The 22,221-nt window shown below is 56.2% G+C and carries 17 protein-coding genes; 10 read left to right on the top strand and 7 right to left on the bottom strand.

Annotation, left to right across the window (positions count from 1 at the left end; genetic code table 11):
• Positions 1-56: 56 nt before the first annotated feature.
• Complete coding sequence (locus tag ABGT74_RS04040) at positions 57-1,043, bottom strand: NAD(P)-dependent oxidoreductase (protein ID WP_297282955.1); 987 nt, start codon at positions 1,041-1,043, stop codon at positions 57-59.
• Between the two features lie 245 nt (positions 1,044-1,288).
• Here ABGT74_RS04040 and ABGT74_RS04035 point away from each other — a divergent pair, with 245 nt between their 5' ends.
• Positions 1,289-3,214 carry a sigma 54-interacting transcriptional regulator gene (locus ABGT74_RS04035; RefSeq protein WP_297282918.1) on the top strand — a complete coding sequence of 642 codons (1,926 nt, stop codon included), beginning with the start codon at positions 1,289-1,291 and terminating at the stop codon, positions 3,212-3,214.
• A gap of 83 nt (positions 3,215-3,297) precedes the next feature.
• Here the strand turns inward: ABGT74_RS04035 and ABGT74_RS04030 are convergent, their stop codons facing one another.
• Both ABGT74_RS04030 and ABGT74_RS04025 read right to left on the bottom strand, forming a co-directional pair.
• Positions 3,298-4,041, bottom strand: a complete 744-nt coding sequence (locus ABGT74_RS04030; RefSeq protein WP_346704575.1) for an N-acyl homoserine lactonase family protein — start codon at positions 4,039-4,041, stop codon at positions 3,298-3,300.
• A gap of 46 nt (positions 4,042-4,087) precedes the next feature.
• A complete protein-coding gene (locus ABGT74_RS04025) occupies positions 4,088-5,293 on the bottom strand; it encodes an ABC transporter substrate-binding protein (RefSeq protein ID WP_346704574.1) in 1,206 nt (401 codons plus the stop codon).
• Positions 5,294-5,734: 441 nt separating this feature from the next.
• On the opposite strand from ABGT74_RS04025, the gene ABGT74_RS04020 reads away from it, so the two are divergent.
• From ABGT74_RS04020 to ABGT74_RS03980, 9 genes are all read left to right on the top strand, one after another.
• Complete coding sequence (locus ABGT74_RS04020) at positions 5,735-6,631, top strand: branched-chain amino acid ABC transporter permease (protein ID WP_346704573.1); 897 nt, start codon at positions 5,735-5,737, stop codon at positions 6,629-6,631.
• Positions 6,632-6,642: 11 nt separating this feature from the next.
• The gene (locus tag ABGT74_RS04015) at positions 6,643-7,662 is read left to right on the top strand and encodes a branched-chain amino acid ABC transporter permease (protein WP_346704572.1); all 1,020 of its coding nucleotides are present in this window, start codon (positions 6,643-6,645) and stop codon (positions 7,660-7,662) included.
• Positions 7,659-8,417, top strand: a complete 759-nt coding sequence (locus ABGT74_RS04010) for an ABC transporter ATP-binding protein (protein WP_346704571.1) — start codon at positions 7,659-7,661, stop codon at positions 8,415-8,417. The genes ABGT74_RS04015 and ABGT74_RS04010 overlap by 4 nt, the downstream gene beginning before the upstream one ends.
• Positions 8,410-9,147 (top strand): ABC transporter ATP-binding protein, encoded by a 738-nt coding sequence (locus tag ABGT74_RS04005; RefSeq protein WP_346704570.1) that lies wholly within the window; start codon positions 8,410-8,412, stop codon positions 9,145-9,147. The genes ABGT74_RS04010 and ABGT74_RS04005 overlap by 8 nt, the downstream gene beginning before the upstream one ends.
• 71 nt (positions 9,148-9,218) lie before the next feature.
• Positions 9,219-10,736, top strand: coding sequence for a UxaA family hydrolase (locus ABGT74_RS04000; protein ID WP_346704569.1), 1,518 nt, complete (start codon positions 9,219-9,221; stop codon positions 10,734-10,736).
• A 149-nt stretch (positions 10,737-10,885) separates the two neighbouring features.
• Positions 10,886-11,824: a 3-hydroxyacyl-CoA dehydrogenase family protein gene (locus tag ABGT74_RS03995; RefSeq protein WP_346704568.1), complete on the top strand. Its 939-nt coding sequence runs from the start codon at positions 10,886-10,888 to the stop codon at positions 11,822-11,824.
• Positions 11,825-11,845: 21 nt separating this feature from the next.
• Complete coding sequence (locus ABGT74_RS03990; protein ID WP_346704567.1) at positions 11,846-12,802, top strand: D-2-hydroxyacid dehydrogenase; 957 nt, start codon at positions 11,846-11,848, stop codon at positions 12,800-12,802.
• Between the two features lie 18 nt (positions 12,803-12,820).
• Positions 12,821-14,053, top strand: a complete 1,233-nt coding sequence (locus ABGT74_RS03985; protein WP_346704566.1) for a glycerate kinase — start codon at positions 12,821-12,823, stop codon at positions 14,051-14,053.
• Positions 14,054-14,259: 206 nt separating this feature from the next.
• Positions 14,260-15,807, top strand: a complete 1,548-nt coding sequence (locus ABGT74_RS03980) for a nitrite/sulfite reductase (protein ID WP_346704565.1) — start codon at positions 14,260-14,262, stop codon at positions 15,805-15,807.
• 104 nt (positions 15,808-15,911) lie between these two features.
• On the opposite strand, the gene ABGT74_RS03975 is transcribed toward ABGT74_RS03980, so the two are convergent.
• From ABGT74_RS03975 to uxuA, 4 genes are all read right to left on the bottom strand, one after another.
• Entirely contained in the window at positions 15,912-16,223 is a 312-nt protein-coding gene (locus tag ABGT74_RS03975) for an S-layer homology domain-containing protein (RefSeq protein ID WP_346704564.1), read from the bottom strand.
• A 9-nt stretch (positions 16,224-16,232) separates the two neighbouring features.
• Positions 16,233-19,469, bottom strand: a complete 3,237-nt coding sequence (locus ABGT74_RS03970) for a metallophosphoesterase (RefSeq protein WP_346704563.1) — start codon at positions 19,467-19,469, stop codon at positions 16,233-16,235.
• Between the two features lie 351 nt (positions 19,470-19,820).
• Positions 19,821-21,437 (bottom strand): mannitol dehydrogenase family protein, encoded by a 1,617-nt coding sequence (locus ABGT74_RS03965; protein ID WP_346704562.1) that lies wholly within the window; start codon positions 21,435-21,437, stop codon positions 19,821-19,823.
• Between the two features lie 42 nt (positions 21,438-21,479).
• The coding region (uxuA, locus tag ABGT74_RS03960; RefSeq protein ID WP_346704561.1) for a mannonate dehydratase at positions 21,480-22,221 on the bottom strand (742 nt) is incomplete at its 5' end.

The raw sequence follows: 22,221 nt of genomic DNA, 5'->3' as shown, positions 1-22,221 counted from the left end.
CCTCCTATTATTTTCTTTATTAAAAACCATCGGCCATAGGAAAACAGATCTTGGCCTTAGGCTTTTCCCTGATAACCTTCGCGGTATAATCGGATGCGCGGCGTTTCCGGATGGGTACGCAATTCCGGGATCGGATGCCCGCAAAGAATGGTATCCACTGCCTGCGCGGCAAACAGGTCCATCCGGTTGAGCGCTTCATAGGTGTAGTAAGACAGCGGCAAAACGGGGACCACACCCGGTTGCTGCCATAACTGTTCTCCGCTTGGCTGCTGCCGCACGCCCTGTCCGACCGCCGCCCCAGCCAGCATTTCCTGCCAAAGTGCATCGCATAGATCGGAGCAATTGAGCGCCCACTCATTTGCAATGCAAATCAGGTATGCGGTCGGCTTCATGCGGCAAAAGCAGGCATGGTCCAACATCCCGGGCCGAAGCGCAGCGTGAATACAAACAAAGTCGGATTCCGCCAGTAATCTTTCCATACTGCTGCAGCGGCCGACTGTCGCCGGCAGCATTTGCAGCTGGTTCTGCGGCAGACAGCAGCTTTCCATTTCAAAGGCAAGCCTGCATTTATGCGCCACCAGCGCTGCCGTTTCATCCCATCCGATGAAACCAATTTTTTTGCCGCGCAGTTCGGTATTGCCCGCAGGGGAATATGCCGCTGTATTCTGCGAATGCACCAAATAGTCCATCCGGACGATCTGCTTGCAGCAGGACAGCAATAAGGCAATCTCATACTCGGCCCGGGATTCCACCCCTGCCGCATCACTGTCCACCACCCAGATTCCCAAGGCGCTTGCGGCAGATAAGTCGACAGGATCAGCGGCAACCCCCGGAACACAAATCACCTTTAACCGTGTCCCTGCCTGCTGCAGGCGCTCACGCGACCAAGTCCCCTGATGCAGCAGCATGGCATCACAGGATTGCGCCATATTGGCTTGGCTGTCCATATCCTCCGGCGCAACAACGAGTTCATAATATCGATCCAGCAAATATTGCCGTCCGGAATCCGACAAAGCAGAGTCAACCAGCACACGTGTTTTCATCAAGTGCCACCCACTCCCTTTTTTCATCTGTTCCTTTAGAGACGCAAAACCCGTGCCAAACTGATCGTTGCAAAGAAAAAAGCCTTTTTACAAAATTGTGTCTGTTTTTATCGTCGTTCTGCATAAACCAACCACACCGCATGTTGACTTTTTTTTCTGCGTTGCAGTATATTCGAAGAAAGCGTTTCACCTTTGCAGAAACACCGTTTCAAGAAACATTTCACACACCGACAGGAGGTTCAGCCTTGATCAAAATATTGATGATTGTTCCGTTCGAAGAAATGACTGAACTGGTCTGTCAGGTATGGGACGAAATCGAACAGCAGGAGCAGCTCACCCCCTCCGAAGACCGCTATGAATTGACCGTCACGCAAGCCAGCACAACGCAGGAATTTCTCAGCAGCAACCCGGATGCCGATGTCATCATCGCTCGAGGCGGCACGGCTTACGACTTACAGCACAAGCATTTTCACATCCCAGTAATCGAACTGATGATCAGTGCAAATGACATTCTGCAAACCATTTTTGCGGTGCGGGAACGGTTTGGCGACCTTCCGGCGGCGGTTATCGGCTCGCCTAATATGTTCGAGGGCTTGGACCGTATTCTGGAATTTTTCAAAATTAACTGCAAAATTTTCTATCTCAAGGAAAACACCGAAGAAGAGATTTACCGCAACGTGGAGCAGGCCGTTTCGAGCGGCTGCCAGGTTATTATTGGCGGCATTCGCGGCTGCATTTATGCGGAAAACTTCGGCGTACATCATACCCTGCTCTGCTCCAGCCATGACTCGATCTGGAACGCGCTCATGTCTGCCCGGCAGCTGGGTGTGACCAGCCGCCGCAACCGGGAATTTGTTTTAAGCAATCAGGCCATGCTGGATAATGCCTTTGAAGGCCTCATTTCGCTGGACAAGGACCATCGCATTACCGCACTATCCACCGCTGCGCAAAAGATTCTCAACCTTGCACCCGGGAACTGGTATATCGGGATGCATATTCAGGATGTATTGCACGCGCCGCGCATCACTGCGGCGGTTTGCAGCAGTCAATCCTATATTGATGAAATCGTCCCCTACGGCAACACACACCTTTCTTTCAAAAAGGTGGCGCTGCTGCTGCATGGGGAGGAAGTCGGCTGCGTTTTGGCGTTTCTCAATGCAACACAGCTGCAAGAAACAGAAATCAAGCTGCGCGGCAAGATCTATGAGCGTGGGCATATCGCCAAATACACATTTGAGTCCATTGTCGGCGTTTCTCCCGCACTGCAAGCAGCGATTGATACCGCCAAGGCCTATGCGTCCACCGCTTCCGATATTCTCATCATCGGCCAGAGCGGCACCGGTAAGGAACTGTTCGCGCAATCCATCCACAATGCCAGCAGCCGCAGTGCACAACCCTTTGTTGCGATCAACTGCGCTGCGTTGCCCGAAAACCTGCTGGAAAGCGAATTATTCGGCTATGTAGCAGGCGCATTTACCGGCGCAAACAAAAACGGCAAGCTCGGCTTATTTGAGCAGGCCCATCGCGGCACTATTTTTCTGGATGAAATATCCGAAATCCCTCTGGCTTTGCAGGGTCGCTTACTGCGTGTCCTGCAGGAACGCGAAGTGATGCGTTTGGGCGATGATAAAGTCATCCGTGTCGATGTGCGCGTCATTTGCGCCACCAACAAAGACCTGTATACGCAGGTGAAAAAAGGGCTGTTTCGTGAGGATTTATTATATCGAATTGATGTTCTGGACTTCCGTTTGCCGCCGCTGCGGGAGCGCAAAGGGGATGTTCCCTTGCTGGCCGAGCAATTCATCTCCCGGTTTTGCCAGCGTGCCGGACGGGAACCACTTCCCCTTGAACCGGATGCAGCAGAATTGCTGAGTGCACAGCTTTGGCCCGGCAACATCCGCGAGCTGCAAAACTTTTGCGAACGCATGGTGGTTCTCTGCCACAGCAGCAGTATTGAAGCCGACTTTGTCTCGCAGCTGCTGTCACATAGCATCCACACCATGAACACCGCCAGCAGTCCCTCTCGCCGGTCCGCCAATACGATCGATACTGCGAAAATCCGAAAAGCACTGGAGGAGACCGGCGACAACCGTCAGGCGGCCGCCGAACGCTTGGGCATCAGCCGTGCCACCTTATGGCGTTATCTCAAACGCATGGAAGAAGAACCCTGAGCTTTCCTTTTCTTTACTCATACGACCATAAAAAGGCGCAGCCAGCATTCCCTCTGGGAACGCTGGCCGCGCTTTTTTGATTGTTATGGGGTATTTCCGTATATCTGCCGGCGCAACACATAATCATCATGTCCCGGCAAGACATGATCTGCCAGTTCGAGCACTTTCTTATGGCTGTCATACCATTGATACAAGCTGGTGTGGCTGCCTGCCGGAATCCCTTTTTCATAATTTTCGATCAGTGGATAGTGATCGCTGGCCAACAGATACCGATCCTCTGCCGTATCCACCAGCAGGCCATGCAATCCCGGACTGTGGCCGGGCAATGTCACAATGCGCAGCCCATCTGCCAACTGGAAATCGCCCTCCAGCTGCACCATTGCTTCAAATCCGGCAAGCCACTGCGGCAGGCCGTTGCCATCCTTGACATTGTAATTATGCTCCTCGCAGGGTATGGGCGTGAGTGCCGCGCGCACCTCTTCCGCCTGCACATAAATCGGTTTATCCGGAAACAGTTCCAGATTATACGAATGGTCCCAATGCAAATGGGATACTACCACCGCGTCAATATCCGAAGGCGTCAAGCCGTGCTGTTGCAGCTGATCCTGCAACGAAACATGCTCCGTGATCTGGCGATGTGTTTTAAGCGGCGCCAGTTCCGGGCTTTCCGGCCCGCAGTCAAACAAAATGTTTTTTCCTCCACCCTGTACCAAAAACGTAAACAGTGGTGCATTTAACCCAACGCCATAATCTTTTTTGTAGGTAAATGCCGATTTTTCATGTCCTACAAACCGTCCCATCAGCATTGGGGTGATCGTATAATTCAAGATTCCGCCTCCCTTTTATCAAATGCAAGCGATCTATGCAGCATCGTTACTCCACGACACTGATCATAACCGCCAGACCGTCCTGATTCTGTACCAGCATCTGATTGGATGCCAGGCAATGGTTCTCCTGATAGTTGTAGGTGGTCATAACACCTTCAAAATTATTGATCTGCTTGAGCGCCTCGTTAATAGCTTCGCGATCGGTCGTGGTATTGGCAATCTCGCAGGCTTCCTTAAACAAAAGGATCGCATCATAGCAGGTTGCAGAAATATAATCCGACGGCGCGCCATACGCCTCACGATATGCATCTTCGAACGCCTTGCCGTTGGGCGTTGTAATCTCGCTGGTCCAGTCCGCGATCGCATACCAGCCATCGGCCGAGCTGCCCGCATTATCGCGGCAGACCGCCGTGCAGAACGAGTTGCCGCCAATCATCGGCAGATCCAAACCGGCAGCGTCCACCTGCTGGCAGATCATCGCCGCCTGCAGCTGGCTCATGGAAACGCCGATCAGGCCATCCACATCCGAATTCTGAATCTGCGTAATGATCGGAGCGAAATTCTTATCATCTGTGGTATATCCATACAGGTTGCTCTCAGATACGTTGATCCCCAGTTCTTTCAGTGCTGCAACAATCTGATCCTTTAAGCCCGTGCCAAAGCTTTCCGTCGAGTACATGATCACCGGATTTTTCATGCCCAGCTCATTGACCGCCGCCTGTGCAATGCGTGCGCCCGACTTATCATCGGTTGTGCGCACCTGCCACATATAATCGTTCTTTTCTTCCGGGATATTCGCCGACGAACCGGCCGCAAACATGGTCACCTTTTTCTCTGCCACAATCGGCGAAACACCAATATCATTGGAAGAGGAAGAAGAGCCAAAGAATGCCATGATGTCCGGGTTGTTGGCCAGCTTGGTCATCGCGTTGACCGATGCCTGCATGTTGTCCACTTCATCCTCTGCAACCAGCACCAGCTCCTTGCCGAGGATACCGCCTTCGGCATTGATCTTTTCCGCTGCCAGATTTGCAGCATTCATAATATAGTCGCCATTCATCTTATTGGTACCGGACAGCGGTGCGGTGATGCCGAACGAAACCGTACCCTCTGCTGATGTCGTGGTTTGCTCCTGCGTGGTCTGCGTCGTATCCTGCGTGCCATCCTCCGGCACTTCCGTGCTCACACAAGCAGTTGTTCCCAACAGGAGGGAGCCCATACACAGAATTGCCAACATTTTCTTCTTGTTCATTATATAATGCCTCCTTAAAATAAAAATACGGGGTCATGGCAGCCGTTACCACGCCTTGATCCAGGCTGCTTGCCCCTGTATAGAGCAAAACCAATGCCATCTTGCAGCTTATTTTGAAATTCGTTGTTTTTGACATAGCCGGCCAAGGAAAATGCGTCAAATCGTCCATGCCTCTCGTATTTTTTCAGCAGGCCCTGCAACCGTCCGCAAAACATGTTTCGTGTTTCATTTCGATGTTTCATTACACTGAAGCACTTTTAGAACGTTTTCCTAAAAAGTCCCCTTCCGTCCATCTCTGTGCCGCACAAAATCAACAAAAAACATCAGTCCAGCTGGAAAGCCTGTCCGAAAAAACAGCGACATCCTATCATGGCATACTATTTGCTTTCCATACAAATTGGAAGTCAACAAAAAATATGAAGAAAGGTAAAGGGTGAAACAATGAATGTAAATACGCTAATATCCTTAACCGTAAACGGTTTCGCCATGGGCATGATTTATGCGCTCATGGCCATGGGCATCATTCTGCTGATTCGTGCAGTCGGTGTAATGAATTTTGCGCAAGGCGATCTTTTGATGATGGGCGCCTTCATCACCTGCTGGCTCACCATTGATTTGGAGCTTCCTCTTTATATTATGGTGCCGTTCTCACTCATTTGTTTTGCTGTGCTCGCGCTGGTATTTATGTTTACCACGTATTGGCCGCTCCGCAACGCGTCCTATCCGGCCGCGACCATCATTTCAACCATGGGTGCATCCATGGCGCTCAAAGAACTGGCAACACTGATTTGGGGCAGCCTCCCCCGCAGCATGCCGCCGCTGATGAAAAACGCAGAAACCGGCAAGGCTTCCGTCCTGCGCATCGGATCGGTTTCGCTGCAATGGCAATATGTGCTTACCATTATTGTCGGAGCCATTCTAATCGTTCTGGTGTTCATCCTGTTTGAGCGTCTGTATGCCGGCCGCATGATGCAGGCAGCTGCGCAGGACAGCTATGCCGCAGAACTGCTGGGCATTCCGACTATCCTGACCACTGCCGCCACCTATATTATTGTTGTAATCCTGTCCGGTGTCGGCGGCTATATGATCTCTCCCATTTTTATGGTCAGCAACACACTTGGCTCGCTTCAGCTCCGCTCCTTCGCCGGTGTTGTACTGGGCGGCTTCGGCAACATCAAGGGCGCGATCATCGGTTCCCTGTTTATCGGTCTTGTGGAATCTTATAGTTCCATCCAGTTTTCACAATACAAGGATGCGGTCGTCTTTTTGGTGCTGATTGCCGCGCTCCTGATCCGTCCGCAGGGACTGTTTGGCGAAAGAATTTCGGATAAGGCATGAGGTGAAACTTTATGAAAGAGAAAACTAAAAAGAGATTTGCCATGAAACCATCCCTGCTTCTATTGTTGCTTGGTGTGATCCTGTTCATCGTCATCATCCCCCGCGCTACGACCGGCTATTCGATGATGATCGTAAACCTTGCGCTGATCTATTCGATCTCTACATACGGCGTTTCCGTCATGCTCGGCTTGGGCGGACAGCTTTCCTTTGCCGCAACCGCTTTCATGGGCGTCGGTGCATATTTTGCAGCAAACCTTTGCTCCGGACGCTGGGGCTTCTGGATGGACTCGTTCGCCGTCCTGCTGCTCACCCCGGTCTTTGCGGGCATCGTTGCTTTCGCAATCGGCATGGTGCTGTTTCGTCTGAAGGGCACGTATTTCACCTTTGCAACCGTCGGTTTGGTGCAGGTTTCCTGGTGTTTCTTCCTGAACTATCGTCCTCTGTTCGGTGGACCGGACGGCATCTCCGGCGTATCTTCCATTCAAATTTTCGGCTGGACCCCCAAGGACTACAATGAATGGTTTTACTTGCTCGCCATCATTGTGCTGCTGGTTGCGCTGCTGGTTGAACGCATCCGGCGCACGCAACTCGGCCGCTCGCTGGCTGCGGTTCGTGATAACGAAGTGGCTGCACAGACTCTCGGCATCAATGTGTTCATGACCAAGGTGATCGCCTTTACCATTGCAGGTATTTTTGCCGCAGTAGCAGGCGCGCTTTACGCCATGCACAGCCAGTTTGTTTCTTCCGACATGTTCACGTTTGAACGCTCCACTACCTATATCATCATGGGTATGCTTGGCGGCATCAACAACACCGCCGGTGTTTTCGTTGGTTCCGTGCTGGTCACCCTGCTGCCGGAATGGCTGCGCGGGATGCAGCAGTACTTGCAGCTCATTTACGGCATCGGCGTGATCCTGCTGATGATCTTCATGCCGATGGGCCTTGCCGGTCTGTCTTCCAGCATTTGCAAAAGCATCAAGCGTGCGCTGGGCAAAAAAACGTCTTCTGCACACAAGGAGGAGCTAAAATGAACCCTATTCTTCGTCTGGACCACGTCTGCAAGCGGTTTGGCGGTGTCGTCGCTGCGGAGGATGTGACCTTTTCCGTCATGCCCGGTACGGTGCATGGCCTGATCGGCCCGAATGGCGCCGGCAAATCCACGCTGATGAATTTGATCAGCGGCATCTACACCGCCGATGAGGGCGCCATCTTCTTGGATGAAAAGGATATTACGCAAAAGCCTTCCCACCAGCGCGCACGGATGGGCATTGGCCGTACCTTCCAAACCCCCCGTTTTCTGCAACGCTCCAACATCCGGGATAACCTGCTGCTGGGCACGGATCTGCATCGTCAGCAAGGGTATCTGCGCAGCTTTTTCGGCCGCGGCAATGCTTCCTTTGACGCAGAGCTGAACGAGCTGATGCAATTCCTCGACTTCTCTTTTGACTGGGATGACGACATCAGCGCACTCACCTATGGACAGCGCAAGCAGCTTGAAATCGTACGCGCCATGCTGGCGCATCCCCGTGTGATGCTGGTGGACGAACCCGCAGCGGGACTCAACAACAAGGAAATTGACGACATCATGGAGCTGCTCCGCTTCGCGGCGCAGGAACGCAACATCGGTGTGCTCCTGATCGAGCACTCGATGGATATGATTATGAACATCTGCGAGGAAATCGTCGTACTATGCTTCGGCAAGGTAATCGCACAAGGCACGCCAGTCGAAATTTCCTCCAACGACGCGGTTATCGAGGCATACTTAGGGAGGGATAACAATGCTTGACATCAAAGGTCTTCATGCGTATTACGGGCCAATCGAAGCCTTGAAAGGGATTGATATCCAAGCGGCTGCCGGTGAAATCACCTGTCTGATCGGCGCTAACGGTGCAGGCAAAACCACCCTTCTCAAATCCATCTCCGGCATGATCCACCGCACCGGAGAGATCAACTTTGCCGACGCAGGCTCCATTATCAGCAAGCGCCCCAGACAAATCGCACACATGGGTATCATCCATGTGCCCGAAGGTCGCCACATCTTCCCCGGTCTGACCGTGCGGGACAACCTGGAAACCGGCACCATCAACTGGCACGGTTTTTTCGGCAGCAAATCCTACGCCAATGAGCTGGAAGAGGTTTTCACTCTGTTTCCACGTCTGAAAGAACGGGAAAAGCAGCTTGGCTGGAGCTTGTCCGGCGGCGAGCAGCAAATGCTGGCCATCGGCCGCGCGCTGATGGCGCGTCCCAAAATGCTCATGCTGGACGAGCCTTCCATGGGTCTTGCCCCGTTGGTCATTGCCGAGCTGTTTGAAAAAATCGTTTCCATCAACCGCACACAGGGCATCCCCATCCTGCTGGTAGAACAAAACGCCCGTCTGGCGCTCGAAATTTCACATCGCGCTTATATCATCGACGGCGGACGCGTCGTTTTAGGCGGAAAGGCATCTGAATTGCGGAACGATGAGCGCGTTATCCACGCATATTTGGGTAAATTTGCCACCCAAAACGCCAAATAGCTCACATTTATAGTATAGCAGAAAAGACGCGCCGGTCAAACCCGGCGCGTCTGTGCTAAGGAGTGAAAAACATGCAACATACTTGCATTCAAGTCAACCCTGTCGATAACGTTGCCATCGCTGTGCGCCCGCTTGAGCCGGGCGAGCCGCTCTGCGGCAGCATCACCGTACAGCAGCCGATTCCCCAAGGCCAAAAAGCGGCGCTGACCGATCTACAGCAAGGCGACGCGGTCATCCGCTATGGCGTGTGCATTGGCCATCTGCGCTGCAATGTGCCTGCCGGCGGCTATATCGGTCCGGACGAATTGGAACAAGCCGAACCCCCATCGCTGGACACGCTGCGCTGGGGCACCAACCTTCTCTCCCTTTCGGAGCTGCCGCCCCCTCCCGTTGATACATTTGACGGTTACGACTGCGGCAACGGCATTGCCGGCACCCGCAACCTGCTGGGGATCGTCACCACCGTGCAATGTGCCGCCGGCGTGACCGAGCGCGCCGCAGAATATATCCGGCAAAACCTGCTGCCGCGTTATCCCCATGTCGAAGATGTGGTGGTGCTGGTGCCGCCTTACGGCTGCGGTGTTGCGATCGACGCCCCGGAAGCCGTCGTCCCGATCCGTACCATCCGCAACCTGATCCACCATCCCAATTTCGGCGGACAGACATTGGTCGTGTCGCTTGGATGCGAAAAGCTCACCCCCGAGCGCGTGCTGGATGCCGGCGAGATCAACGATGACAACCGCGTGGTGTTGCAGGACTGTGTCGGCTTTGACGGCATGATCCAAGCCATTGCAGAACGCGCCGAGCGCAAGCTCGCACAGCTCGAACAGCGCCGCCGTCAGCCGCTTCCGCTTTCCTCCCTTGTTGTCGGTTTGCAGTGCGGCGGCAGCGATGCGTTCTCCGGCCTGACCGGCAACCCCGCTGCCGGCTACGCCGCCGACATGCTGGTGCGGGCTGGTGCTACCGTGATGTTTTCTGAAAATTCCGAAGTGAGAGACGGGGCTGCTTTTCTGGCTGCGCGCACACCGGACGAGCAAACCTGCCGCCGCTTGTGCGAAGAACTGGGCTGGTATGACCGCTATCTGTCGGCGGGCGGCGTTGATCGCAGCGCCAATCCCACGCCGGGCAACAAACAGGGCGGTTTGACCAACATTGTAGAGAAAGCCATGGGGTCCATTGCCAAATCCGGCCATGCCCCCATCTTGGAGGTGCTCGCCACCGGTGCACGCCCCACCAAACATGGTATGATTGATGCAGCACCCCCCGCCAACGATATGATCTGCGGCACCTCGCAAATGGCCTCCGGCATTGGGTTGCAGGTATTCATCACCGGACGCGGCACCCCCTATAACCTCCGTGCCATTCCTGTCATCAAAGTCGGCACGCGCAATGAGTTATACCACCAGTGGCCCGATCTGATCGACATCAATGCCGGCACCATCGCCTCCGGCGAAGAAAGCGTTGCCGCAGTCGGGCTGCGGCTGTTCCGGCAAATGATTGATGTTGCATCCGGCCGGACGCAAACCTGCGCAGACCGTCACCGTATTTATAATGACACCTATGTTTTTAACCCTGCACCCATCACCTGAAAAAAAATACTGGTATTTTCCCATAAAAATTGAGCGAATTTTTGTTCATCGTGTCCTCTTCTTTTCTGTCTCATCCCCATTGGCAAGCATCTTGCTTTTGTACAAGGGTGTAGCAAAATGGCATACAAAGCTTGAAAGGAGAAACACAAATGCTTAATTACAAAACCGGTGTTGTCGGCGCGGGCCGCGTCGGCGCAGGCATGGCAACGCTGATGGCAGGACACGGCTGCGAGGTGACCATCGTTGGTCTGGATGAGGATGATCTCCGGCGCTGCCGCGGCATTCTGGAGGGCAATCTGGACGAGCTGGTGCAGCAAGGGCTGGCAACCGAGAAAAACCGTGCGGCCATTCTGCGCCGCTTCACCCTGACCACCGACACCCAAGCGCTCAAAGACTGCATCTTCGTTCTGGAAGCTGCGTTTGAAGATGTCAACGTGAAAAAAGGCATTTACCAGCAGGTGGAAGCCGTGATCGCACCCGATGCACTCATGGCGTCCACTACCTCGGCCATCCCGGTCGAACTGCTGACCGCCGACATGGCGCATCCCGAGCGCTTCGCCGTCACGCACCCGTTCCAACCCGCCCATATGCTGCCGCTGGTCGAGCTGGTCGGCGGCCCGAACACCTCACCCGCAACCATCGACCGCCTGCGTGTGTTCCTCGAGGAACTCGACCGCGAAGTTGTCACGCTGCACAAAAGCGTGCCCGGCTTCATCATCAACCCTCTGGCGCAGGCGCTGTTCCGCGAATCGCTTTATCTGGTCGAGCAGGGCGTGGTATCGGTCGCGGATATTGACAAAGCGATCAAGTATGCCGTCGGCATGCGTTATGCATCCATCGGTCTACTGGAATACTTTGATGACGTGGGTTTCAACCTCGAGTGCGACATTGCCAAAACCGTTTACCCCGATCTGTGCAGCACCCGGGCTATCCAGCAGATTGTGCTGGACGGACTGGCATCCGGCAAAACCGGCCGCAGCGTCGGCCTCGGCCTGTATGACTGGTCGAAGAAGGACGATGCCGACTACCTGCGCCGCAAAGCCGCGCCGTATTATGCCTGCTTCCACTGGGACATGCCGGAGGACTGACAAAGGAAAGAAGGATCTCTCATGCGCAAAATTGTCATATTGGACGGATATACCGAAAACCCGGGCGATCTGTCCTGGGCGCCGTTTGAAGCTCTGGGCGAGGTGACGGTCTACGACCGCACGCCAACCGACCAGATCATCCCCCGCATCGGAAACGCGGAAATTGTGATCGTAAACAAAACACCGCTGCGCAGTGAAACGCTCGCGGCCTGCCCTTCGATCCGGTACATCGGCGTGCTGGCAACCGGCTATGACGTGGTCGATGTACAGGCTGCCCGCGCCCGCGGCATTCCGATGACCAACGTGCCCGCCTATGGAACCGCTGCGGTCGGGCAATACGCGATCGCCATGCTGCTGGAAATTTGCCACCATATCGCACACCACGCACAGGCCGTGCGGGAAGGCCGGTGGCAATCCTGCCCGGACTGGTGCTTCTGGGACTATCCGCTCATCGAGCTGGACGGCAAAACGCTGGGCGTGATCGGCTTTGGCCGTATCGGCCGCCAGACCGCGCGCATCGCCAAAGCCATGGGCATGCGCATCCTCGCGCATGACAGCTTCCCCTGCGATGAGGGCCGCGCCATTGGCGAATATGTTTCGCTTGACGAGTTATATGCGCAAAGTGATGTAATCGCGCTGCATTGCCCGCTGTTTCCCGAAACGCGCGGCCTGATCTGCAAGGAGAGCATCGCTAAAATGAAAGACGGCGTGATCCTGCTCAACAACTCTCGCGGGCCGCTCATCAACGAACAGGACTTGGCGGACGCACTCGAAAGCAGCAAGGTTTACGCCGCCGGGCTGGATGTTGTCTCCACCGAGCCCATTACAGGCGATAATCCCCTGCTGCATGCCAAAAACTGCTTTATCATCCCGCATATCAGCTGGGCATCCAAAGAAAGCCGCGCGCGCATCATGGACATGGCCGCGGACAACCTATCCCAGTGGCTGGCGGGCACGCCGATCCACGTTGTCAACTGAGTCAAAGGAGGAACCGCCATGAGCCTGCGCACCGATGCGGAAACTATCTACCAGTCAGCCATCCGCGCCTCGCTGCCCGACCGCGCCGTACAAGATGCGCTGACGGGCTGGCAACCCCCTGCCAGGCGAACCATTGTGCTGGCTGTCGGCAAAGCCGCGTGGCGCATGGCGCAAGCCGCGCAGCAAGCGCTCGGCAAGCAAATTTCCGCAGGTCTTGTCGTCACCAAATACGGCCACAGCGAAGGCCCACTCGACGGCATCGAGATCATCGAAGCGGACCACCCCGTACCGGACGAAAATTCGGTGCGCGCGGCGCAGCGTGCGCTTTTGCTGACCCAAAACCTCACCGCGCAGGACACCGTTCTGCTTTTGATCTCGGGCGGCGGCTCGGCGCTGTTCGAGCTTCCGCGGATCGAGCTGGACGAATTACAGCACATCACGCAAAGGCTGCTTGCCTCTGGCGCAGACATCACGGAAATCAATACCGTGCGCAAGCGGCTGAGCGCAGTCAAGGGCGGACAGTTGGCTGCGCACTGCGCGCCCGCTCATGTGGAAGCGCTGCTACTCAGCGATGTGCTGGGCGACAAACCGGATACCATTGCCTCCGGCCTGAGTGCAGTGGACGCCACCGCCGGTGACTCTGCTCTGCCCATCGCGGAACGCTATGGACTGCCGCTGTCCACGCAGGCGCACGCCTGTCTTGCGCAGCCGCTGCCGCAGGCGCTGCCCCATGTGCATAACCGGGTGATCGGCGGCGTCTCCATGCTGTGCCACCATGCAGCCGATGCCTGCGCCGCGCTTGGCTACCGCGTGGAAATCCTCACTGAATCGCTCTGCTGTACCGCACGCGATGCGGGCATCTTCCTCGCCAATATCGCGCAGCATTACGCCGGACGCGGCGAAAAACGCGCGTTTCTTACAGGCGGCGAGACGGTCGTGCGCCTAACCGGTCAGGGGAAAGGCGGCCGCAATCAGGAGCTGGCGCTTGCCGCTGCCGAAGGGCTGCGCGGCCTTGCAGGCGCAGCCGTGTTCTCGGTCGGCTCGGACGGTACAGACGGCCCAACCGACACGGCGGGCGGATATGTCGATGGTTCTACCTACGATACCTTGCGCGCGCAAGGTATTTCGATCCCGCAAGTGTTAGCCGACAACGATGCCTACCATGTGCTGCGCGCTTGCGGCGGCTTGATTGTCACGGGCGCGACCGGCACCAACGTGAATGATCTTTCCGCCCTGCTGATTGAAAATTAGTCTCCCTCTCTTTATATCCCCGGAATGCTGGTATTCTGCTACGTTCCGGGGATTTTCTATGCTTTTTGAAAAATCTGAGGAAATGACTGCGTATAAATTGTCTTTAGAGGTAAAATATCGTATAATAAAATTCAGATGATCGGCTTCCCCGCCGCGTGTCGTCGCACGGGTCAGCCTTTGCTTGGAGAATCACAAGGAGGATATTCATGAACACCATCAATCCCCAAACCTGGAAGGCGGACTTGCCCGCTTTCCGCAAAAAGACCGCGGCGTTTTATGCAGGCGAGATCAAGCTCGCCGAATACAAGGGCTTTTCCGGCTACTACGGAAGCTATGCTCAGAAGGGCGGCAAGGCCAGCATGCTGCGTCTGCGCATGCCCGCGGGCCGCGTGACCCGCGACAAGCTGGCGTTCGTTGCGCAGATGCTGCGCACCCATACCGTGCCGCGCGCGCACTTCACCACCTGCCAGACCATCCAGCTGCACGACCTCGATCAAGACGCGGTATGCGCCATCATGGAGCAGGCGCTCGACGCGGGCATTGTGACCATAGGCGGCGGCGGCGACTTCCCACGCAACGTCATGTGCTCGCCGCTTTCCGGCGTGCAGAAGGACGAGTATTTCGATACCCTGCCGTGGGCGGAAGCCGCAAGCAATTATCTGCTGGGCTTCATCAAGGCCGAAAAAATGCCGCGCAAGCTCAAAGTCGGCTTTTCCAACTCCCCGGCTAACCTGACGCACGCGACCTACCGCGACCTCGGCTTTGTCGCCCGCCCGGACGGCAAGTTCGATGTATACAGTGCGGGCGGTCTGGGCAACAACCCGCGCTTTGGCGTCAAGGTCGGTGAAGCAATCGAGCCTACGCAGATCCTGTATTATATCAAGGCCATGTGGCTGACCTTCCGCGCTTACGGAAACTATGAAAACCGCGGCAAGGCACGCACCCGCTATATGGTGGAGACACTGGGCGGACCGGAAAACTATGCCAAGGCGTTCCACGAAAAGCTGGATGAGGTCTATGCCTCCGGCGAAGACCTCACCCTTTCGGTCGAACCGCAGACGATCACCAAGACCGGCGACGGCACAACGGCCAGCGGCCCGCGCGTGCTCGAACAGAAGCAGCCCGGCCTGTATACCGTTGTCTGGCATCCGATCGGCGGTCAGCCCGCCCCGGAAACGCTGTGCGCGCTGAGCGATCTTCTGCAGGAAATGCAGGACGCGGAGCTGCGACTTGCGCCCGATGAAGCCGCCTATATCGTCAACCTGACCGGTGCCGAAGCGGAAAAGGTGCTTGCTGCAACGGCAGACAGTGCTCGCTCGCTGTTTGAAACCTCGGTCAGCTGCATCGGCGGTGCAACCTGTCAGGTCGGCATGCGCGACTCGCAGGGCTTACTTGCGGCTTGTGTTGCGGCTGTGCGCGAAGCAAATCTGCCGGACGGCGCGCTGCCCCAGATGCACGTTTCCGGCTGCGCTTCCTCGTGCGGTACGCACCAGACCGGCTCGATCGGCTTCCGCGGCGCATCCAAGCTGGTGGACGGCAAGCCGCAGTCCGCGTTTACACTGTTCGTCGGCGGCTGCGACCAGCAGGGCAAGGAAGCAATGGGCCGCGAACTGGGCGCCATCCTCGAAAGCAAAATCCCCGCATTTTTGGTTGAGCTGGGCAAGACCGTTGCCACTTCCGGCATGGACTTTGCCGCATGGCGCGAGAGCGATCCTGAGGGCATTGACCGCATCGCGGCACCTTATCTGGCATAATCAAAAAATCTCATAAAAAATGCGTTTCCGAATTCGGAAACGCATTTTTCTTCTGTTTTTATGAGCAGAAAGTGGTTATCTCTCCACGTTCAGAGCCGCGCCTGTTATGCTGCCAGAATGCCCGACAGAAGCTGGAATGCCTCTGCACGGATAATCAGGTTGTTCATGCGAAGCGTGCTGTCCTCATAGCCGTTCATCTTGCCCTGAGACACCAGACCCGCGATCGAAGGCTGTGCCCAGCCCGGGATCTCGCTCGCGTCGGAGAACTTGTCCAGAACGGTCAGGTCATCCGACGAAATCTTTGCCGCGCGGGCAATCATAACAGCCACTTCTGCGCGCGTTGCGTTATCCAGACCGTTCATATGACCGTTTTCATCGCCCTGCATGATACCGGCGTCCTTCGCCGCCTGCAGCACGCCCGCTGCTCACTTGGAGGAATTGTCCGCGGGATCAACCGTCGCATCTGCGACCGGTTCAATATCCAGCGCATTTACCAGCAGGGAGGCAACCTCTTCGCGCGTAATGCGGTCTTCCGGCCGCACGCTGCCGTCGCCATCGCCCTTGACGATACCAAGGTCAATCAGCTTCTGGATGGTCTCTGCCGCCCAGTAACCGGACGGAACATCCCAGCCGAGTTCGCCGCCCGGTGTGGTCGGTTCAGTCGGCTCGACCGGCGTGCCTTCGTCTACTGTGCCGGAGTAGTCGTCGAAATCAGCGGACAGTGCGCGGTAAACATCCGCGGACTGATGGCCTGCGCCGTCAGCAAAGGTGCCCTTCTTCCAGTCCGCCCAGGTGTTCCACGAAGTCTCGTTGCCTGCCTTGAGCGTATAGGTGTTCAGAACCGGCAGATAGCTTGCATCCGTGCCCAGATCCGAGGTGAACTTAGTGACGATGCGCATGTAAGCGCCCTCGCCTGCACCGGTCAGGTCGATCGTGCCCGTGCCGTTTGCCAGCGCAAACTGCTTGGAAGCGGAAACCGTCTTGCCATCCTGCGAGAACTCAACGGTTGCGTCGATCTTGGAATCACCTTCGATCACTGCGTCATAGGCCAGCGATTCGGGTGCACCGGATACCTGCACCCATTCGGTGGTGTGCGTACCGGTCTGCACGATGTTGGACGGATCGAAGTCCAGCCAGAGCACCATATCGCTGCTCTTCGGGCCGGCTGCCGACGGATTGTCGTGTACGGAAGCGACTTCGCTTTCGGTCAGCTTGCTCTGATACAGGCGCGCCTGCGAGATCTCGCCCGCGAGCATGGTGCGGTCAATGCCGCGGCCGCGGTTAGTCAGCAGCGCACCGGTATACGAAAAGCCGATATAGGTGGAAGCGCCCGGCCAGTTCTTGATCTCGGAATCGAACGCGGGAGCGTCGATATGGCCGGAATGATACTTATTCTGGTACGAGTCGCCGCCGGTCGTGCGGTCAAAGCCGCCGACATACTGCACCCACTCGCCCTTCTTGATGCCTGCGTTGTCGTCCGCGTCATCGTCGTTCCAGAAGAACTCGCCGTTGTCGTTGTCAAAGCCGATGCCGACCGTCACCTTGCCGGTTGCGCGCACGGCCATGCGGTACAGATAGTTGGTGCCCCAGCCGATCGACACGCCCTTGGTCATCAGCGGATTGTGGTCGCGGCCGGTCGGGGTCAGCGTGTCGATGCCGGTGCCCGAGCAGTCCGGCAGCTTTGCCCAAACCATGCCGGTGATGCCGTCATCGATCGTGAAGTTGCCGTTATCCGGAATTTCGACATAGTCCTTATCGCCGTCGAGGATGATCGTGCCCTTGCCGTTCTCATCCGTGCCGAGCGTGGGCGCGCCGTGCAGATAGCCGTTGTTGCCCATGCCGGACTTATCCTTGACCATCGGCATGCCCTGAATCGAGCCTTCGATGGACACGGTCTGCACCGCGGAATCTCCGATGCGTACCTTGAAATCGCCGGACTTTTCAAACTGATAGGTGAATTCGCAGGTCTTGACGCCGCCTGCCTCGATGCTGTACTGCTTGCTTTCGATCGCCTTATCGTCGATATAAAGCGTTGCGGTCGCGGTATCGGCTTCATTGCCGATGTTGGTCACATCCGCCTTAATGTGCAGCACATCGCTGTTGATATCGCTGATCTCCCCATCGCCCAGCTTGGTGCGGACGTTGGTATACGAGAAGGTCGCGGGGCGGAAATCGACCTGTACGGTCTGGGTCTTGCCGCCGACCTTGAGGGTATGCGTGCCGATCGTGGTCAGCTGCACCGTGCCGCGCAACTCAACCGACTCGCCGGGATCAATCGTCTTAACGCCATTGGACTCGACGCGCACCGGCTCGCCCGAGGTGGACACGCCGCTGTCGCTGACCAGTTCGCCGTAAATGTACTTCATGGTGCCGTTATCGTCCACCGGAATGACCGCTGCCGCGAGGCCCTTGCCATCGTTCTTGACGGTTGCGGAAATCTCGATCTCGCTGTTGCAAGGCACCGGACCGGACTGGATGGACACATCCGAGTACGACAGCTGCTGCTTGGCAACTGCGGTTACGGTCGTGCCGACAACCTTGCCCTCCGCCATGTTGGACGTGGTTAGCACGTCGCCCTTGACGGTATGGGTCATATAGCTGCCCTTGGCGCTGACCGCACGCGAATCCTGATGCGTCAGGTAGATCGTGCCTGCGCCCACGGTCGGATCATCGGATACCGCGCGGGCATAGCTGTGCGTATGGCCTGCCAGCATCATATCGACATGGCCTTCCTCAGCCACCGACGCGATGTGCTGCTTGGTGTACGGGTCGGAGATGGGGTGATGCATGACCAGAATACGGAACTTCTTGTCCTGATTCTTGGCCAGATCGTCCTTGAGCCACTGCACGGACTTTTCGATCTTGTCCGCAGTTGCCGCGTCCATCTGTCCGCCCGAAGTCTCGGCGTTCATCTGGAACAGCGCCCACGGATTGCTGTCCATGAGGTTAAAGTGTATATCGCCGTAATCAAAGGCGATGTTGCCCTCGACCACCGAGCCGTATTCCTCGGTCTGGGTGTCGATGACATACATATCAAAATAATCGCTGAAATCATGGTTGCCGCAAGCGTAAACCACCGGATAATTGTGGATAAACTCGCCGCTGTTGAACCAGAACGCATACTGCTCCTTCTGCGTGCCGGTGCCTTCCACCATATCGCCGCCATGGATGATAAAGGCGGGATCGTAATCGGCAACCGCCTGATCAAACGTGCCCTTGGTATCAAACTTGTGCGTATCCGTGATCGAGATGTAGCGCACCTCTTCCGGATTTTCCTCCAGCGTGCGGAAGGTGCCCTTGCAGCTTGCGCCGCCTGCGAGCGTCACCTCATAATAATACCGCGCGCCCGGCTCCAAATCGGTAAATTTGTACCGGAAAATGTTGGTCTGCGCGCCGCCGTAGGCGGGCGCAGAGGGATCGCGCTCGACGGTGATGGCCTCGCCCAGCGCATTTGCGTCCGTGCCCCACCGAATTGTGGACGCATCGCCGGTATCCGTCTCCCACACGGCAACCATACTGTTCGTTTTTGGCGCGAGCAGATACGGCCCGATGACGAATTTCGCTTCCTCCGCTGCGAGCGCAGCCGGCAGCAGCGTCATAACCATCAAAATGGCCAATAGCAAACTGAGCAGCCGCTTGGATAAACTGAGTCGTCGCTTCATAATTCTCTCTCCTTTTCCTTCGTTTTCTCCGAAGGGATGTCCTCCGGCTCTTATGATTTATTTATAATAGCTGAAAAGAGAGGAATATGCAACTTGATTCTTGTGCATCTTTTTGCTGTGCATTTCTCAAAACCCTGCCTATTGCACAGCTACTTTGCATGCGACGATGGTCGGATGTTGTGCATTCCAAACAGCGCTTTGTGTTTCTTTTTTGTACTTTACAAGAATTTAACAAAACAGCAAAAGTTGTCTATACCTAACTCGACAACTTCCAAATACTGCAAAAATGCGCCGCAAACCATCGTTTGCGGCGCATTTTGGGAGATTTAGGCAATCAAAAAAGCTTAACAATCAGTCGCGCAGGTACTCCTGCAAGGTGGCGCGTACCGCACCTGGGCCGGCAATCAGCTTGCCGAACATGGTTTCGATCTTGTCGGCAAGGCCGTTTGCCACCAGATCGGCAGCAAAGACCGCTTCATTGGACAGGATGGGGCGCAGTTTGTCGCCTACGCTCTCGGGCTTGCCCAGCTCGATACCCGCCAGCTGCTGCTGCAAGGTTTCAAGCATCGGGTCGGAGGAGACTTCCATCTTCTCACCCTTGTCGTCCACGCCAAGCAGATAACGCAGCCAGCCCGCAATCGCGAGAGGAATGAACGTCAGGCTCTTGACGTCCAGCTCACTGGATGCGATATAGCTCTTGATGGTTTCACCGAAGCGGATCGGGATTTTCTGAGAGGTATCGGTTGCGATGCGCTGCGGCGTATCCGGAATGAACGGGTTCGGGAAGCGCTGACCGACAACCTCCGCGATGAAGTCCGCGGGCTTGATGATGCCCGGGTCGGTCACGACCGGCATGCCCTCGTCGTAGCCAATATGCTCGATCAGGCGCTTGAGTTCAGCGTCCTGCATTTCGGCAGCGATGCTGGTATAGCCCAGCAGGCAGCCGTAAACCGCCAGTGCGGTGTGCAGCGGGTTCAGGCAAGTTGTCACCTTCATGCGCTCGGTCTTGTTGACCGTTTCACGGTCGGTCATATAGACACCCGCCTTTTCGAGCGCCGGACGGCCGTTCGGGAAGTTGTCCTCGACCACCAAATATTGCGGGATTTCCGCGTTGACAAACGGCGCGATGAAGGTGTTGCGGCTGGTGACGATCGGCTCCATATCCTCGATGCCGTCTGCCAGCAGCGCATTCTCCACTTCCTTCGCCGGGCGCGGGGTGATCTTGTCGATCATGCTCCACGGGAACGCCACGCGCTTTTCGTCCTGCATGTAGGCGACAAAGCCGTCGTCCACAAGGCCGTTTTGCTTCCACGCCTCAACAATCTCAAGCACACTGCCGCGCAGCTTTTCGCCGTTGTGCGAGCAGTTGTCCATGCTGGCCAGCGCGATCGGGTACGCACCCGCCTTATAGCGCTCGTACATCAGGGCGGCAACCATACTCATCGCATGACGCGCACCGGACGGGCCTGCCTTCATGTCCTCGACGACAACCGGCATCAGCTCGCCCTGAATGTTGCGCAGCGCGTAGCCCTTTTCGGTGATCGTGAAACTGACCAGCTGCAAAGACGGATTTACGAAAATCTTGCGCAGCTTTTCCATCTCGGCGGCGTCCGTGCTGTCCGCGCATACGCTGTCCGCGATGGACGCGACGATTTCACGTTCAGTCGTGCCGTCCGGCTTGAGGCCGACCATCATGGTCAGCTCATCATGCGGCTTGTAAATCTTCTTGATGATGTCATAGTCAAAGGTGTCACCCGCGATGATGCCGCAGGTTGCCTCGCCCTCGTTCAGCAGCCGCTGCTGCAGCATCGCCACAAAGCCGCGGAAAATGTTGCCCGCGCCAAAATGCACCCAAACCGGCGTCTCGGCGGTCTGCGCACGCATGTTCTGCACGTCAAACTGCGGCAACTTGACGCCAACGGCTTCCCACGCCGCCTTATTCTGCAACGCTTCCAGACAAAGTTTCACAGGGATCATTCCTTTCTGTTCCAACTGTGTGATACGTTTCTCTTACTTCGCCAGCGCCTTTTCACAGGCCTCAAACAGGCCGTTGAGGTAAGAAGCGCCCAGCGCGCGGTCATACAAGCCGTAACCCGGCTTGCCGGTCTCGCCCCAGATCATGCGGCCGTGGTCGGGACGCACATAGCCGTCAAACCCGGTCTCAACCAGTGCCTTGACGATCTCATACATATCGAGGCTGCCGCAAGTGGACAGGTGCGCGCGCTCCTCGAACGAGCCGTCCTCCATGATCTTGACATTACGCATGTGCATGAAACCGATGCGGTTCATGGAAGAATACTTGCGCACCATCTTCGGGATGTCGTTGAACTTCGCGCAGCCCAGCGAGCCGGTGCACAGGCACAACGCATTGGACGGCGAATCGACGATGGACAGATACCGGTCGAGGTTCTTTTCACAGGTGATAACGCGCGGCAGGCCGAAGATCGGATACGGGGGATCATCCGGATGCAGCGCCATGACGATACCGCATTCCTCGGCAACCGGGATGACCTTTTTGAGGAACACCTCGATATTCTTCCACAGGCCTTCCTCGCCCAGCTCGCCATAAGCGCGGATCAGGTCGCGCACCTGATCCTGCGTGTAGCTGGCGTCCCAGCCGGGCAGGTTGATGTCATCCTTCAAGGGGTCAAGACCCTTCAGCTGCTCCCAGTACATGACAAGGCTGGTCGAGCCGTCCGGCGCCTTCTTGTCCAGCTGGGTGCGCGTCCAGTCAAAGACCGGCATGAAGTTG

Origin of the sequence: uncultured Agathobaculum sp., assembly GCF_963927765.1 — a bacterium.
In the GTDB taxonomy this organism is placed as follows: Bacteria; Bacillota; Clostridia; order Oscillospirales; family Butyricicoccaceae; genus Agathobaculum.
The sequence above is the reverse complement of the archived record's forward strand: the minus strand, read 5'-3'. Positions and strand labels throughout refer to the sequence as shown.